At 39.6% G+C, this 17,787-nt stretch carries 7 protein-coding genes; 2 read left to right on the forward strand and 5 right to left on the reverse strand.

What is annotated here, in order from left to right:
• Positions 1 to 50 precede the first annotated feature (50 nt).
• Positions 51 to 1,022, reverse strand: coding sequence for a P1 family peptidase (locus CLO1100_RS16090; protein WP_278244369.1), 972 nt, complete (start codon positions 1,020 to 1,022; stop codon positions 51 to 53).
• Positions 1,023 to 1,481: 459 nt separating this feature from the next.
• Between CLO1100_RS16090 and CLO1100_RS16095 the strand changes: the two genes are divergently transcribed.
• Both CLO1100_RS16095 and CLO1100_RS16100 read left to right on the forward strand, forming a co-directional pair.
• On the forward strand, positions 1,482 to 4,130 hold the full coding sequence (locus CLO1100_RS16095) for a MerR family transcriptional regulator (protein ID WP_014314832.1): 2,649 nt from the start codon (positions 1,482 to 1,484) through the stop codon (positions 4,128 to 4,130).
• A gap of 15 nt (positions 4,131 to 4,145) precedes the next feature.
• Positions 4,146 to 4,619 carry a hypothetical protein gene (locus CLO1100_RS16100; RefSeq protein WP_014314833.1) on the forward strand — a complete coding sequence of 158 codons (474 nt, stop codon included), beginning with the start codon at positions 4,146 to 4,148 and terminating at the stop codon, positions 4,617 to 4,619.
• 419 nt (positions 4,620 to 5,038) lie between these two features.
• Here CLO1100_RS16100 and CLO1100_RS16105 read toward each other — a convergent pair whose 3' ends face one another.
• The 4 genes from CLO1100_RS16105 to CLO1100_RS16120 form a co-directional block, all read right to left on the reverse strand.
• Complete coding sequence (locus tag CLO1100_RS16105) at positions 5,039 to 5,467, reverse strand: DUF3788 family protein (protein ID WP_014314834.1); 429 nt, start codon at positions 5,465 to 5,467, stop codon at positions 5,039 to 5,041.
• A gap of 221 nt (positions 5,468 to 5,688) precedes the next feature.
• A complete protein-coding gene (locus tag CLO1100_RS16110; RefSeq protein ID WP_014314835.1) occupies positions 5,689 to 6,783 on the reverse strand; it encodes a response regulator in 1,095 nt (364 codons plus the stop codon).
• Entirely contained in the window at positions 6,771 to 9,725 is a 2,955-nt protein-coding gene (locus CLO1100_RS16115) for an ATP-binding protein (protein ID WP_242836588.1), read from the reverse strand. The genes CLO1100_RS16110 and CLO1100_RS16115 overlap by 13 nt, the downstream gene beginning before the upstream one ends.
• Positions 9,726 to 9,994: 269 nt before the next feature.
• Positions 9,995 to 17,734 carry an S-layer homology domain-containing protein gene (locus CLO1100_RS16120; RefSeq protein ID WP_014314837.1) on the reverse strand — a complete coding sequence of 2,580 codons (7,740 nt, stop codon included), beginning with the start codon at positions 17,732 to 17,734 and terminating at the stop codon, positions 9,995 to 9,997.
• Between the last annotated feature and the right edge of the window lie 53 nt (positions 17,735 to 17,787).

A 17,787-nucleotide genomic window follows, 5' to 3' on the forward strand; every position in this document is an offset into this window, starting at 1 on the left:
TGTTAAGTTTAAATCGTGCTTTTGAGTAAGATACTACTATTTTAACTAATTTATTTTACTACATTCGCCAACGGTTGTGCTGCCAGCGCACCCCGTACTATGGCCTTCTCAAGTGCCAACGCAGCGGCAGTACCAACTTGTGTGACAACTGCATCCCTAGACATGTTACTTGTGTGTGTTCCCAGTGAAAGGCAGAAAATCGTATCACCGTCCCATTGCGTATGATTGGGAGATATGGCACGGGCCATTCCATCGTCGGCGAGCCTTGCAACCCGGTTGGCCTCCGCCTTTGTTAGCCGCTCCGTAGTGGCTACTACCGCAATTGTAGTATTCATGTAATAAAGCTGGGATGGAACTCCTTCCATCATCGCCCGAGTCTGATTAATAAATTTTTTTTCCGAATTCAGTGCCCCCACAATTATACGTCCTTGATCCCATATGTCTCCTAAGGCATTGACCACTGCCAGCGCTGCAACCACAGGACCACCGGGAATTTGTATTGAGGCAGTACCAAGTCCACCTTTCATAGGAGTCCCGTAAATTTTCCCAATTGTTGCTCCTGCTCCGGCACCTACATTTCCTTCAACCACTGGACCTGTATTTGCGGCTTGGCAGGCGGCATAGGCCATGTCCGCATCGGGCGGCTTTACACCCTTAGCATAAAGGAGGTCAAATATAACCGCCGCTGGAACTAGTGGCACGTCGGCAATTTTATGTTCAACAATCCAACGCATTACCCCACCCGACGCTGGAAGCCCGAAAAAACTGCCACCTGTCAGAAGGACACCATATACAGGATATTCTGAGGCGCTCGGACGGATGATATCTGTGTTCTGGGTACCAGGGCTGCCCCCACTTACGTCTACACCGGGGACTGCCCCGTGCGGGCAGAGAATAACCGTACATCCCGTACGACCGCTTTTATCCTCCGCATTTCCCACTAGGATCCCGGGAACATCAGTAAGTCCTCCAATGGTTATCGGTTTTACTTCTTGGTAATTACCTTTAATCAATTTTCTCACCCTTATCGCAAAAAATGTAGGAATCGGCTGTTGTTGTGCTTATATTTAGACTTATAATATTGTACTGGTAAAACAGTACATATTTCCATATTACATGATATTAAAAGCAACCAACTTACGTGAATAAAATATACTGACATATGTAGCGTAGCCATGATGACATTATTCCTAATTAATTTTTTCATCAAACTCGTAATAATGTTTTGTAATCAATTTGGCATATCCCTTGGTGCGTACCTAATTAATACATATCAAGGAAACCCACCAGTAAAACAATTTTAACTATACCTCCGAGAGCTTGTAATAATGTTTAAAATTTTCTTTGAAGAGGGAAGAGAAAGCTTGTTCTTCGCCCTCTTCTTATGTTAAATGTATCAATATTTAATATTATTGTAAGCATTGACTTTGACGTTAGGTCAACTGATATAATGGCAATAGAATATCAAGGAGATTACTATTATGGAGTTGATGAAAATCACGGAGGTTACAGATAAGTTTAAAGTCTCCTCAAGAACTCTGCGTTATTATGAGGAGATTGGGTTACTTCGCAGTGAGCGTCCCCCTTTTGAAAAATATCGGTTTTATAATAGCGAGAATACAAGCCGTCTTCAGCAGATCCTTATTCTGCGAAAGATGCAGATTCCTATAAAGGATATTCTGAGAATTTACGAAAGTCAGGATATGGAGATATTGGTACAAAGCTTTGTTAATCGATTGGATGAGATTGATAATGAAATCAACACCCTCTCTCAGATCAGGACATATGTCAATGACTTTTTAAAGGCCATGATGACACATGGTATTACGCAGATTACTGCTCTGCCCTTGCTTTATGACAAGATGGAGGCGGAGCTGTTTTCAACTAACAAGCAAGTAGAAATAAAGGAAACGCTGGAGTCACTGTCAGACAAAATGGCAAAGCCGCTGGAGATTGATATTGTAACTTTACCATCGATGAATGTTATGACATCAGTACGGATAGACAGCGGAAAATCCGACATTGACGGTTTCTGGGACTGGCTCTCTGAAAATCAGATTCCTTTTGGCAAGCCCGGAAGCCGAACATTGTTCGAGTATCAGCATGATGGTACGATCATTATGATTCAAAAAGTAGACCAGAGCATGGTAGATTGCCCATTTGTATGTCAAGAGTTTCCAGGCGGCTTTTTTGCTGTATCTTCTGCTTTTGCCGATGAGGACTTAGGGGCAATACAGTATCGTATCATACAATGCTTTGATGATAATCCAAGCTTCGAGGTGGATTTTTTACATAATGGGGCACTGCGTCATTATACGCTAATTGAGTCGGTATATTCTATAGATTCAGAGCGTGACCGTGTAAATATTTATCTTCCCGTGAAGGAGCACAAACCCAATTTTATAGACTACAACGACTTTGAGCTAGTGCAAAATATTACCGTAAGTGAAGTTAATAAGGCAAATCCTATCCTACGTGAATATGATGTGGACTTTAACAAGATTACTCCGATTTATTCCCCGTACTATCAGGTTTTGGATAATGGTGTGGCTGAATTTATCGCATGGATCTCTGAACGAAAGCTGGATACCAACATTGCCGTGAAGCTTCCGTTTCGCATTGATATAGAATTTCTAGCAGAAGAAGAAAACGAGAAGTACCTTTGGGGAACTACTGAAGGCAGTTTGTGGTTTTCCCATGGGAATTCTACCTACACGATGAACGCTGAGAATTACGCGGATAAAGGCTTGAAGAAGCATGCGGTTTCATTTTCTCAACCAATACTTGGTAATGAATTAATCTACCCAGGTATCGGTGAATATCCTCATGAGCAATTCATCAGACTGAGCTGGATTATTGGTGAAAAGCATTTCGCTGTGATAGTAAATGAAGAAGTTCGCTTCTGCGGTACAAACTTCCCTTATATGTCAATGAATCTACATTTGCAGACACCGCAGCCTATCATTATTGGATCAAATGGCCAGGGAAAGAAGCTGTTTCGGTCTATAAAAATCTCGCAGTTGAAAATTACTCCAAAAACAAATAGTAAACAAGACATATTAAGTGTGGATATAAGGCAAAGCAACAATAAGCTACCGAATGTGCGGCAGATTGTTCATCCTGAGTATGGGCAAAACTATTGGTTCAACGGCTGCGCAGCATATCTTATGGAATGTCTTGGAGAAAAAAGCTTTGATTATGAGTTTTTTGCAGGTATAACAGGGGAGAATTTCGTACAGGTTTTCTCTAAAAATAATTTTTTAGGAAATGGATTGGTGGATTACCGGCTTAGTGAAAAGGGAAATTACAAATTCATAGAACAGATTTTCAAACAATGCGGATATGACAGCGACTTTGTGCCATTAGCTCGGATATGTAAAGAACGTGACATGTATATTCAGAAGCTAATCATGTATATCGATAGGGGGATTCCTGTGATAATTAACAATTACGGGAAGAATCCGAACCACCGGTATGGCTGGAGCGTGATTGTCGGTTACTCAAATTATGGAAAAACACTATTCTATATTGGTGGCGACGGAAAAGAACCTGATGCAATTGCGAAAGAGGATCTGCTTTCTATGTCTTATACAGATACTGATGAGAATTGCTATGGCTGGCTTTTTATCGGAGAAAAGCAGGAAGACCGTAGTCTGTCCGTTATATATCGTGAGTGTATTTTGTCGCTACCACAGCTCTTTTCTACAGAAACAGCTTCGTATTGTTTTGGAGCAAAAGCGTTTCGTACCTGGGCGGATTACATTGAAGAAGGATATTATGAGCATATAAAGGCGGATGAACTCGACAATTGGGCGATGTATACGGTTTATATATGCTGTCTTGCTACTAACAGCAGTGTTAATAAAGGATTTTTAGAGAAGGCGCAGGCTTTTAATCCAGACCTGACCTTTATCTCGGACATTATCACTTTGTATGAGCAGATGGAGCGCTTCTGGAACAACGACAACGGTTCTGATCTGGAAGCACTTGGAGGAGGCTTTAATGTTACACTGGATTTATTACAGGATAAGAACAGACGCAGAAATATTGTAGAGAAACTGAGAAGTTTTGCAGAATGTACGGATAAAGTTGCGTCTATGGTAGAACAGTTCAAGCAGAAAGATAAGTAGAATGGGGGTATTATTGTGCAATTTAGGATAGTTTTTTTACCGCAGTTTCGTGCGGTATCATCCGGGGTGGATAAAGTAGGAGATTTTGCTCCTGATGGCAAATTATGCAAGTTTGATGAATTCTTTTCATCTATTACACCTCAACCAAGTGAAAGCTTTGAACCCAGAGATTTTCTATATTATGATGAGGAGAAAAAAGGAATGGTCTGGATATGGGCAATAACAGAAAGCGGAGAAACCGGTGGTTTTGACACGTTTGATTTTGATGGTGGTTACTATATTACTTTTGCCTATAGGGATGGTGACTGGGAAGATCATGATAAGCTGCATAAGGAAGTTTATGAGTATATCAATAACTCTGATATTCTGGAACTTGATATTCGGCCAAACCACTACCCTATGGGACATATTATCACTCCGAAGGAAATTATGGAAGCACAGGGATGGGGCCAGATGGAAACGTTCATTCCAGTCAGAATGAAGAGGTAGTTTAACGGTCAGTAACAATAAATACAACAAATCTGCCGCCAAAGTCCCACCAGGCTCATGCGGCTTCTAATAAAACAACTATACATTGTGTTTAAATCGTCTATTTTTGTTTCATCCACTAGCTGCATAAATATTATGCTCTCAACATGTGTTGAGTAGACAAAAATGATGTCGGCAGGACCTACTGGTTCCTTGGTGAAAAGCTATCTATGAAAAAATTGACTTAGAGATTCAAAACTAAACTTCAGAAAAGAACATGGGCACAAACAAAATAAATTTATCACCGAGGATGAATCATTCAACAGTAAATTCCTGTAGGCTAAAATTCATATAGTACCTGAACTGATATTTTTAAAATTTGAAAATATTTTTATTGACTCCTACGTTGAGTAATAGTTTAGACTATATGTAATAATACGTTATATTTTAATCTTAATATCAATAAGCTTCTTTAGAACTTCAAAATCTTGCGGTGTTCTTATTTCCACATTAAACGATCGCCCTTCTCTATACTGCTTTGCACTTAATATACTGTCTAAAATATTTTCTGGAAGTTCGCTTTTTTGAGCAGCAAATACTGCTTTCTCACCAAACACTAAAACACATGTAAAACAATTTATATTCGGGTATAAAAAAATGATATTTCTTTCCTCCTTGTTTGATATGAGTAGTATTTTTTTACACCAACCAACCTTCTGAGAATAAAACTTCCATTCCTCTTTTATTAAGCCATACTTTTCTATATACAGTTTCACATCATTCCACATTGCTACCGCTTTTTCTAAAACTCCAGACACTTCATTTCCGGATGGCAGCACGTATTTGTCGCAGAAAAAACTAAGTGACATAGGATCTCCTCCATTTTACTTTTATTTATCTCAATGTATTTCAGGTAATTTACCCATACGTATGAAATGCCCCTTCATGTTTGAACCCAGAACTGGCCTATTAATAAAAGCCATAGACTCAATTTCTATAGTTGATATTAACAATTTTATTATTCCGCTTTTTGGTGATTTTCTTCAAGTATATCTGCTAAACCCTTCGCACAAGATAGTCCTTTAACATGTTAGAATTGCAATTCCGGCAATTCCGCCTCTTTTAATTTTTCATTGAACCAGCCGAGATATTCTATGGCATTTTTTTCATGCCCACTCCAGGTTTTAAGAGTCTCAAGCCAATTGGTCATCAGCTTCTCATCCTCCACATGCTGCGATACATAATAACGTACAACCTCTTCCGCCTGCTTAAATTGATTCTGCTCCCTATAATGGCAAAGTAAGCGATTACAAAGCTTGCGATAGAGTACCGCCACATATTCCTGTGCAGAAAAACTCCAGATATAATCCCGCATACCGAACAAAGGCGTACTGTATGAAAAAAACAACGTAGTAATTTCCTCTATAGGCAGCGTAGGATAATTATTTTCCTTTTCTACCAGCAGTATCAGTTGTGCTAGGTCGGACAAAACTACTTCTGATTCTAGTATATAGCCATCATTTACTTTTTTTATGGTTACTGGCAGAGCAAGTTTCTTCAAAACTTGCTTTATCCGATAGATGGTATTATACAAGTTCTGAAGACTCCGCTCCTCGTCAACATCAGCCCAAAAAAGATCTAAAAGCTCCCACTTTGTTACATATCTGCCTTGGCGTGTCAGAAAATATGCAAATAACTCCTCTGATTTTCTGGTAGGCCATCCCACCACCTGTTGCTGTTGGTCACGAATTTCAAAGCAGCCAAAGCAGCGGACAGGGAAAATGACCTTTCCTGTCTCTGCGGCTTTTGGCGTAGTTTTTATAGCTACAACTTTATTAAGGCGCTTGAGAACCCGTACAAGGTCGTCATTTCCAATAGGCTTCATTAAATAATCAATGGCTTCTACTTCAAAAGCATTTAAGGCATATTGGGCATAGGCTGTAGTAAAAATTATTTGAATACCCATTTTTTTCTCAAGTAGTCTTCTTGCCAGTTCAATTCCATTCATCCTTGGCATTTCAATATCTAAAAATACCACCTCTGGTTGTATATCATCGAATGCCGCCAAGGCTTCCTCTGGAGTGGAAAACGCTCCCTTTACCTGAAAATCTTCAAAAGCCGATAGCTTTTTATGCATATACTTTAAGATATGCACTTCATCTTCTACAATCATTACTGAGAACAATCAACCCCCTCCTTTACCGGAAATTTTAGTGTTTCTTTGGGCAAAAAGAGGATACACCTGGTCCCCTTTTCAAGCTCTGAATCAATTAAAAAAGATGCTTTGGGAAACGACTCTACACGCTTGCGAATATTCTTTACCCCAACCCCTTTTCCAGTATCCCTATGCATCAAGTGGTATACCTGATCATCACTCATACCTACGCCATCATCCTCAACAACGATGCGAATAAACTCATCCCCTTCGGTTATTGTTAAAGACACCCTACCCTGTCCCACCTTATTGAAGAGTCCATGACGGATAGCGTTTTCTATTAGAGGTTGAATCAGCAAAGCAGGCATCATTATCTCTTCAATTCCCGAATCTATGTATGCATCATACCTAAGACGATCTCCAAATCTCAGTTTTTCTATCTCAACATAGGCCTTAATAATATCTAGCTCTTGTTGAAGCTGTAGCATGTGGCGGACTTTATCAACCTGAAAAATATACCTTAAATATTTGCTCAATATTGATAGCATCTCTGCAGCTCTTTCTCCATCTTCATGACACAGAGCAATGATATTGCTTAAAGCGTTATAAATAAAATGTGGTTTTATTTGGACTTGCAAAAAAGCAATTTCATTTTGAAGCGCTGTCTCCATAGCATCGGTCAATTGCAGCAAAACCTTTACACGGGATTGAATTTCTTGTGCTGTAAATGGCTTGGTGATATAGTCATTCGCCCCTGCCTGGTATGCTAATTCAATATCCTTTTCACTATCCCGAACAGTGGCAATAATAATGGGAAGCTTTATTACTGAATGAGTTTTTCTTATTCTTTGGGTCAACTCAATCCCGGACATACCCGGCATCATCATATCTACAATCATAAGGTCTATTCTATGCTTTTGCAGTAGCTTCAATGCTTCTTCACCCTGGTAAGCTATAAAAAGCTCAAATTCTTCATCCAGCATCAGGGATAATACTCGTATATTAGTAGGCTCATCATCTACCAGCAGTAGTTTTTTAAGGTTATGCATTTCCACTGGCCGGGGAACATGCCTATTCAAATCGTCCCTTTTTACAATTGCCTGTTCTGCAACATTACAACCATGATTGAGCTTTCCCTGGGGTAAGCGGACAGACAGAGTAGTTCCCTCTCCTATGATTGAATCCGAAATCCAGACCTCGCCATTCATTTTCCGAGCCAACTGTCTGCAAATATATAACCCCAATCCCATTCCATTATGCGAGTATTCATCGGGTAATGAACCATGATAGGAATCTTGAAATACTAATTCCCATTGTTCCACGGGAATCCCGGTGCCCGTATCCGAAAGTTCAAGAACCACATTTCCTTCCTCCAAGTTTGCTCGGGCCACTATCTCTCCTTTTGCTGTATGCTTGACAGCATTTATTGTGATATTATAAAGAATTTGTCTCAGACGATTTTCATCAGCCTCAACAAAAGTCATGGGCTTTACTCTATTTACAAACCTTAAAGCCTTCCCTTCAAGTTCAAAGGATAATAGCTGAAACACTACCTGTATAATTACGTATAAATCCACCGTCATAGTCTGAAGCTGTAAATCTTCATGGCGTAGTTTTATTACATCGATTAAATCATTAACCAAAAGCGATAGCTTCATAGAAGTATTTTGAATTAGGGATATATTATCTCTTTGTTTTTCTGTTAAATTAAATTCCTTTTCCTTCATTAAGTGAGAGGATATGTTAATAATTCCATGAAGAGGCGTTTTAATCTCATGGGATGTCCGTGCTAAGAACTCGTCCTTTATTTTATTGGATTTTTTCAATTCCTCAGATAAGGCCTGTACTTCATTCATTTTGTTGGTAAAACGTCTGGCCATTAGGGTGTTCAAGGATATTAAAAATCCCAACAGGCTTAATTTTCCTATCAAATTAGTATTGACATAGCCAGAATGATACAGCAAAGCCTCCAGAAATGTTACTGCAATAAACGTAACACATGCCACTACAGTACAAAATTCTCCTATAGGCATTTTTATGTCTTGTTTTTGAAGTAAGATATATATCAGACGAAATATAAGGGCAAACATAAGTATATTCATATAAACTGACATATAACTCTTAAAATTTATATAAAAGTAGCACGGTGTTGTAATCACGCAAATTAGATATATCATAACAGGCAGCATCACAACGGCAGCAGTCTTTTTGTTGACAGTCGCAGGCTCTAGAGACTGAACAAATAATACTAAAATAATAAAACTTGAAAAGATACAAAAATCTTGAAGCTTATATGCTATATCGAAAGGAATATTGTACAGAATCCTCATAAAAAGCTTTTCTCCACTGGTTATAATGACAAAAGACATCAAGACCATATATATTCCGCTATACAGGTATGTAGAGTCCTTATCCCTCATCTGATACATTTGGAGATGATAAATACCAAACAGTAGAAATAAAAAAAAGCCTGCCATCTCAATACCAAAGGAAAGATAGGATTTCATCTCCATGGACTGATCCCCACCCAATAGGATAGGATGAACAATTCCACCGCTGTAATATGTTTGGTTTGATACCTGAAGTACAATGTCCAACTGATTTGTCGGCTCTATATATATCAAATATGGCGTGTTTTTAGCTTTATAATTTGAATAATCCTTGGCAGGTAGACCCATTTCCTTTACTAACAACCCATTAATGTAAAGCCTATGTGCCATCCAAATATTTTGTACCTTTAGCGCCATACGTCCGGTCTCAGGGTGTAATTTTATTGAAAGATGATAGGTACCACTCCCTTTTAATGGCTGTATGTATGATTTTTCTGTTGCCCAACTACCGGGAACCTTTATTAGATAGGCCTCTGCAGAGGACAGTTCTTTAGGCCCCAGGAGCTTTTCCGGATAAAAACTCCATTTACCATTTAAAAAAGCTATCCCATCCTCTTTGAAATTCCAATTTGACAGATCCATTTGCCCCTTTACCGCCTCGGGAGATTTCTTGGTTGGGAGTGTAATATAATAGAGAGCTAATAACATTAAGATAACACTCACTGTTATAAATAAGCTAAACAACCTTTTGGCATTTATCTGCTTCTTCAACATTATTCCGCACCTTTTTTAGAATATTACTTATATTGTATCAAAACTTCTCCCAAAAATCTCTTAAAGTCAAAGAGAACATACTCAAAAGGGAGACAGATTCTGCATCACAAAGAACCATCTCCCTCTCTCTTATTAAATTAAATCAATCCCGATTTCTGTAAAAGTTTTCTGATAAGAGCAGTGGCTTCAGCCCTTGTCATTCTCTTTTCAGGAGCAATGAGTGTACCACTTTTCCCTGAGGAAACTTCAGCCTTTACACATACTGCTATACTTTCCCTTGCCCATGCTGAAGCTTTCCCAGCATCCACGAATTTTTCTAAAATCCCGGCTGCTTCATTATCCGTGATATTAGTATCCATTCCAGCAAGCTTCATTGCTTTAGTTATCATCACAATCGCCTGCTCACGGGTTACCTTATCTGATGGTCTGAATTTTCCATTACCGTATCCACCTAGCAAACCATATTTGCTGGCAATATATACTGCATCATAATACCAATCCTTTTTAGTAACATCACCGAATATATCCTTACTTCTTTCTGGTAGTTTGAGCCCTAATGCCTTTACAATTATGGACGCAAATTCAGCTCTGGTAATGTCACTATCAGGATTGAAGTCCCCGGCTCCATCACCTGAAATAATCAGCCTGGAGACCATGTCATTGATTGCTGACTCGGCCCAGTGTCCTCTGGTATCTTTAAAGGATTTCTCGTTGTATATAAGAGTATAAACGCTATTTGTAAAGCTGCTTATCTCTGCAAAGTACCTGCCTTCCCTTATAACTAGTTTAGTAGGTACATGCCTTATAGTTCCATCTGTTCCGATAACAACAGCTGTAGTTATTTTATTTTTCTCAACGCCATCCGGAATAGGAATATATCTTTTAATATATGAGTCAAATACATCTATTGTATATAATTTCCCTCCTGCACCACAGGAGATGCTAAATTCCACTGGCTGCGAAGCAATGTTAAATTCTTTATTTGCCTCATGCTTTTCTGCTATATTATTATACTTCTCTTCAGGCTCGGATATTGTGATGGACACGTTAATATCCTTTAACTCGCTATTCTCAAATTTATGCTCCAGATTTGATATTTTAATTTGTGATGCAGGAAGTAAATATGTGCCCATATCTGTCTCAATTTCGATATTGACATCTTTTCCTCCCAATATCTTAACCAACTCAGCATCCAGCTCCACTTTCAGTGTATCAACTTTACCCTGTACAGGAAGCTTTATCGTATGGCACTCATTGGCACTAAGATTATCAATAATCGCTTTTTTATCAAACTTCACGTTTACATCAACATTGCCTTTATGGGTATTAATATCTGCGATAACCATTTTTTCCTTCTTTTGTCCATCCACAATGAGAGGATACTGTAGTCCCGATGCATTTGAGGTTGATACTAAAACTCCGGATATCATCAGAGGAGAAATATTACTACTGCTCACATACTCATATGCCTTTATTTTGGATGAGGATGCTACAACCAGCTTTGGACTGGCCTTTGTTCTCTTTGCTACTACTACAATATTGCCAGTTTTTGCAGGTATGACCCCACTCGCCGGAAGTGCCTTCCAAGCTGTAATGTCCTGATCGAATATTGGCAAGGATGCCTCTGTTTCATCTGTATACAGCCTATATGCGAGCTCGCACCCCTCCATATTTTCTTTGTTTCCATAGGATTGCACCACAATTCTCGTTTCTCCGGCACTACCGGTTCCTACTGTCGCAGCTTTGATGGTTCCCATGGAATCAGGTGGCGTCTGCTTTCCTGCTTTAATTGTCACTACATCTGTATCTTTAAGTGTTAAGCCTTCCCAAGGTTGATAGCTTGCCTCAATGACTGCAGCACCCTTCCTGAGAGGGGTAAGTTTTCCGTCCTTAATCATTGCATTTGACTCACCTATTATGATGTTGTAGGACAGCTTTGCGCTATCTGCAGGCTCGGTGCTGCCATCACAGTATTCCACTGTTGTACCAAGTACGGCAGCTTTGTCACCTGTTTTTATTTCATCAGGCATGGTAAGTATTAATTTCTTAGGCAGCTTAAAGTCGCTGTTTTCCACCTCTATCAGTGCACTATTAGAGTTTCCTGCCTTGTCACGAGCTTCTATTTTTATAAGCTGTTTTATTGAATTACTATCAACCGACACTTCCTTTATAAAGTACCCTTTTTTGTCTGTCTGCATTGTTGCCAGAAGTGCTCCATTATCAGCATTCTTTACAGTAATTGTTGCATCGTTGTTGGTTTTCCCCTTAACTGTAATTTTTCCATTTTTTATTTTATCTCCCATAAGAGGACTGTCAAGATAAATCATAGGTCTAATGGTATCAACTGTCAAATACAACACCGATACGGAATAGTCGCCTGTTTTAGTATTACGAGCTTTTAGTTCTACAGCGAAGGTACCATCTGTATTAAACTTCTCAAATTTGAGTTTTCCGCTATTTCCGCTACCATTGAGACTAACACTGCCAACAGTTTCATCTCCACATACAGCTTCAACCACAACATCCGGCTGATTTGATGCAATTGTTACTTCCTGTGTCTTTTGGTTCACTATCAGGTCATATCTGTTATTTGGAAGTTCGGCTCCGTTTATCTTAAGCTGAGGCTTTGAAGGTACGGGAAGTAACTTCTTATCAGAGTATACGGTTTGTGAAAAACGCATATTCTGATTAGCATCATCTGCTTTGGTAGGCACACCAACTACAGTTACTCCAACGCTGTATTCCTTACCCGTTTCAATCCCGGTATATTTGTCCTGAACATCTTCCACAATAACATTGCCTTTTGCGTCTTTCATTATTTTACCCTTGCTGTCCAGCTTTGGTTTTCCGACTTTTTTCCAACCACCCACATTTAAGCGGTACTTTCCATTTACAACATTATCCTTAAGCTGCTCCTCTGTATACATAATTTCGCCAAGTGGTTCATAAATATTTCCTGAAGCATCCTTTGCAGAAATTGCGTAGTTGTACTTGTACTTTTCATGACCTGACTTTTTCTCTGCAGGTTTAAAGTCTACCTGGAACAATCCATTTCCGGCTGCTTTAAGTTCAACTGCATCCACAGCGTTAGGTGCCAGTGTGTCAATCAACTTGAAGGTTTGCTGTGAAGATTTTGCCGAGAAGGAGATATCATTTCTCAGCTCAGCTCTCAGGTAGTAATCTCCTTGAGCAAGCATTCCTGTGATATCAGCTCCCCCAAGATATTCTACATTCTTAACATTAAAATCCATATGCCCTGAAGCTATTCCATCAGGGCCAATATCTTCTTCCTTTATAACTATACCCTTTGCAAGCATAAGTCCCGGATCTATAGAAGCATTGGGATTAGGAACTTCAGGAACCTTATCCTTTGATAAATAGAGATTTATTTCGTCTCCTGCCTTAGCATTATTAATTGTCCAGTTTGCAGTAAATTGGTTTTGATCTTGTTCAACTGAGTTTATAGAAACATCAGAAAGCACAGGTACTACCGGAATATTCAACAGCTTTGTTTTAACCTGTTGATCTGAGGTCAGGGTCCAATTTCCATTTGCAATTTGCTTTTTTGGTACGGCGATATACAGCCTTCTGATGTCTGTGCTTACAGCCGCTTCCTGTTTGCTGACTTTTGTACCGTCGCTATTTAACTCTCCTGCTTTTTTAGCCTTAATAATCTGTTCAAAGGCTGTTGCGTTATGATTATTAATATCACCTATTTTAATATCATATGGATTTCCATCTGATTTTACCAGTGTAAGCTTAGGTGTTTTTGTATCAAAATATTCTACTTCTATTAGTGCGTTCCCGGTAACTCCACCCATTGGAATGGAATGAATCTTTGAGTTATTAGACGTAGTGATACCACCTATACCCAGATTCTGGGAACCATCGTCAATATAATCAATTCCATTATCAATTGACAAATATTTCACTGGCTGTTTTTCCGCTTCCTCATTCTCCCATGAGGTAGCCAGTACATTTATACCATTACCTATAGCCATAATCTGAGGGCCTTTTTCCGGATGATCTACCAATAGGTACATAAGTGCATCCTTATTCAGAACCTCTCCGTTTGTGCCAAATTCTACTCCGCCACCCCAGTAATAGGTTATTCCAAGGCTAATGAACAGGATTCCTACGCTGCCCCATAATTTATCGTTGTTTGCACCGACACATACACTTGCAAGGTTCATTCCGCCTACTATCGGAACACTTCCCGGAACTTTTATTTTGGCTCCTATAATTCCTTCAAAATCAATTCGACCCTTCTCAACATTCTGAAGTAGGAAAAGGCTAGCATTCCCAACTATCAAATCCCAACCGCATACATCAATGGTTGCTTTTGCACGTACAAACCACGGTGTAACCCATTGTGTTTCAATAACAGCCTCTGAAAGCATTGTAACGGCACTATCATTATCAACGCCCATATCCATTTTTCCTACAACCTTCATACCAGTACGTTTAAGTGTAAGATCAATTGAACCCAAGAAGGTTGCAGGGCTTACCCCAAATTTCAAATCTACCCCTGCCTCTATGGTAAGAGGAACACCATCGTCACCACCTGCAATGGTATCCGCCAGTTCCCTAATGGCAGCCCTGATGCCCGTTAAATATGTAGCTGCTGCAATTGTTACTCCCGGATCAGGTAATTCTGCCCCAAAAGCTACTACATCAGGCAGAATACGCCCATCCTTTACCTGCTTGAAGGACAGCTCGCAGCTTACAGCAGCCATATTTTTTAAATCTGCATTAAAGCTTAGTCCATATGTATTTTCAACACCATACTTTTTAGGATCCACATAATGAATGATGGTAATCTCGCCGCCAACATCACCAGTATCCCCTTTAATATCATTTCCACTTTCATCCTTACCCTTGGATTTCTGAGAGGCTAGCATACCAAAATCCTCTTTAAGCTCAAGCTTAAGGGCTGCATCAATTCCTACAAAGCCTTCATCATTAAAAATAACATTCTTTACTTCACCGTTTATTATTTTCAGATAGATTTCCCCACCAAAAGATATACCGCCATCCCTAAGTATAAAATCATTGAATTTCAGTCCAAAGCCATTAACGGAAAAACTAGGAGGCGCAAAAAGGCTTTGCCTGTTAAAATACACCTCTGTAATCATCAGCGTTCTGAAAGGATTGAGTGCATCTCCAAGCATTCCGGCTGCCCACTGGAGACTTCCGTTCAGCGTATCGTCTTCGGGATTTTCTCCCTTCTGCCATTCCATTTCAGTAGTTGGAATTTTATAGCCTTCCCCTAGCGTTTTATCAAAGCTGTTATAAAAATCCAGTGTCCATTCCCCTTTATGAAATACAAAACCGCTGTTTGCAATACTCAGTGTACCATCACCTTTTACAAACAATGCATCCAAAAATGGTGTGTCAGAGCCAAGACCCACTACTGTTGCCAAAGGAAATCTACCCTTGGCAAAGGTCATTTCTTTACCTGTGTATGCAACACTGTTATTTATGATGGCAGGCTCGGTGTCGGTATTTACTGTATATTGTACATCGTCTCCCTCACCGGACTGTACTATCATACCTCGTATTTCCAACAATATTTCGTCAGAGGGGCCATCCTCCTCTTCCGGCTCAAACTCCTCTTTGAATTCTTCGAATTCCTCCTCCGACTCAAAGCCTTTTACGCCATATACAGGAGTAGCACTGTCGTTCATAGCTTCTGCTATATCTATTTCAGGGTCCAACAATTTACTTGCGGCAGCTATGGCAGTTTTTGCAGCAGACACTTTGAGTCTGTCTGCAGCTTTTTTTGCTATAAAAGCTGCTTTATCTAATCCTTCGTATTCTTCAGGAAAAATATCTTCAAAATCTTCCATTGCTTCGCTAGTTTCATTGCTATCTATTGTAGGCGTTAAATCAAGAACTTTTTTGTATACTGCAAGTATCTTGGCCTTTCGTACTCTTGTTTCTTCGTTCTCAGTGACGCTAAAGGTCTGATCTGTTTCAAAGCTGAGAGCAGCAGCTACTTCGGGATCGGTCTTGTCCTTAAAGTCAATGGAAAGGCAATATTCTCCCAATGGGAGTTCTCCGTTGGTCAGTTTATCTCCCACGGGATTGCCAGCTTCATCTACTTTTTGTCCACCTCTGTATACTATCCTCATATCTCCTGCAAAACCGTTGCCCAACGGTTGTGTGGTTACAGCCTCAATTACCGGCACTTTGTATCTCTCACCGGTTTTTACATTTTTGATAAACAGGTCAAAATTAGGAGGAGTAACGGTATTATTTGAAGTACTACCAACGTTGTACGCCTCTATATTGGATATATTTGCCGATATATATTTATCATCACTGTAATAGGTTTCATTTGGAGTAAGTCCATATACAAGGGTAGGTCTCAGTTCTCCCACAGGAGGAAGAAATACAAAATTAGCCTTCGAGGATTCATAAATCGCTCTGATTTCAGCCTCCTGATCTTTTCCGGCACTGTCCAGCTTATTTTTCAGCGTCTTCTCTGTCTCCGGACTGTTGACAGTTACTAAATATTGACGTGTCACAGGCCACGGACGACCTTTTGCCTTTACCTTCCACTTTGCGGCTACTATATCACCCGGTTTATAGGTAATAACCTCCACTCCCTGAGCTGCTTGCTCGGGAGGTATTTCTTTGGCAAACTGTAGAGTCTGGGTTGAACTCCCCAATTCGTTACCTTGTTCGTCAACAAAAACCAGACCATTTTCTAACTTACAGGTGACTGATATTTTACTGTGCTCCATATTGAACATTTCAAGATTTTCAATTTCAGCATTTATTTCAAATACTCCATCATCTTTATAGGCAGAACCTGCCTCATTTGTCTCCAGCTTTTGAACAGTATCCAGAAAACGGACATCAAAAACCTTGTCGGGTGCTATTATTTCGCCCAGCCCATACACCGTCTCATAGCTTTTATTTGCACCGGCTGCAATCGAATCGGGCTGCCAGTAAAATGCCACTGCAGTATCAGCACTTCCATACTTATTAGTATCTTTAGTGAAGTCCAGATTTTCATCTACTGTATAATCCCATTTTGTATTGGCAAGACCATTCCAATGACCAACAATCATTTCATCAACAACATTAATGCCACCCTCAAAAAGGTTATTAAAACCATAAGCCATTACATTGGTAGCAAGAGGATTGGAAAGGTCAAGTCTGTCCCTCATAACCCAGTATGGCGGAAGCTTGTGAAGGTTGTACTCAAGTTCCTGAGTCTCTTTGTCATATCCTAATTCTTCCGGTTTATGGACTAGCTTTCTTTCTACATACAATGGCTGCAGATAATTCTGTCCTATTTGAAAAGCAGGTCCGTCATTACCTCCTATAGAAGTATCTACCAGAACTCTTGTTCCCACTTCAACCGTAGATTTTGTATTGTTTTTTACATTATAGGCTATACGAACATTTCCGGCATTTTCCTTGTCATCTACAGTAATTATGGTAATAACCTGACTAATCTCTATGCCCTTTATTTTCCATACTGTAACAACATCAACTGTGCCATTGCTATTTTTGACAATCTTAGGTTTAGATATCTCTGAAAACCAGTCTACTGCAAACTTATATGGATTTCCAAATATGTATTCCGTACCATCTATCTTAAATGTGGTAAAGGATGTCTCAGGGTTCTCGCCCTGAAAAATCGTATCCACATTTCCGTCTTTTTTTCTTATGGGCTGGCCTTCCACGGTGTGTATGCTAAATCTTCCGCTGGCATTATCCACTGTGACACGTACAAATTCATTTTGTACAGTAGTTACATCCGGTGAATTTACAGCTTGTGCAAAAGTATCCAACGGCATGCTTGTTAGTAGAATTAGCACCGCTAGAATGCTTGCAATAACTTTTTTTACTAATCCGTTCATTCTAAGCATCTCCTCAATTTTATATTTAATTACTACCCTTTTACTTAAAGCTA

Origin of the sequence: Clostridium sp. BNL1100, assembly GCF_000244875.1 — a bacterium.
Lineage (GTDB): Bacteria > Bacillota > Clostridia > Acetivibrionales > DSM-1351 > Ruminiclostridium.

What these genes read in the sequence shown, in the direction of transcription:
- CLO1100_RS16095 (WP_014314832.1), top strand. Translation starts at nt 1,482, where the DNA reads ATGGAGTTGATGAAAATCACGGAGGTTACAGATAAGTTTAAAGTCTCC.
- CLO1100_RS16105 (WP_014314834.1), bottom strand. Translation starts at nt 5,467, where the DNA reads ATGTCACTTAGTTTTTTCTGCGACAAATACGTGCTGCCATCCGGAAAT.
- CLO1100_RS16115 (WP_242836588.1), bottom strand. Translation starts at nt 9,725, where the DNA reads ATGGATCTGTCAAATTGGAATTTCAAAGAGGATGGGATAGCTTTTTTA.
- CLO1100_RS16120 (WP_014314837.1), bottom strand. Translation starts at nt 17,734, where the DNA reads ATGAACGGATTAGTAAAAAAAGTTATTGCAAGCATTCTAGCGGTGCTA.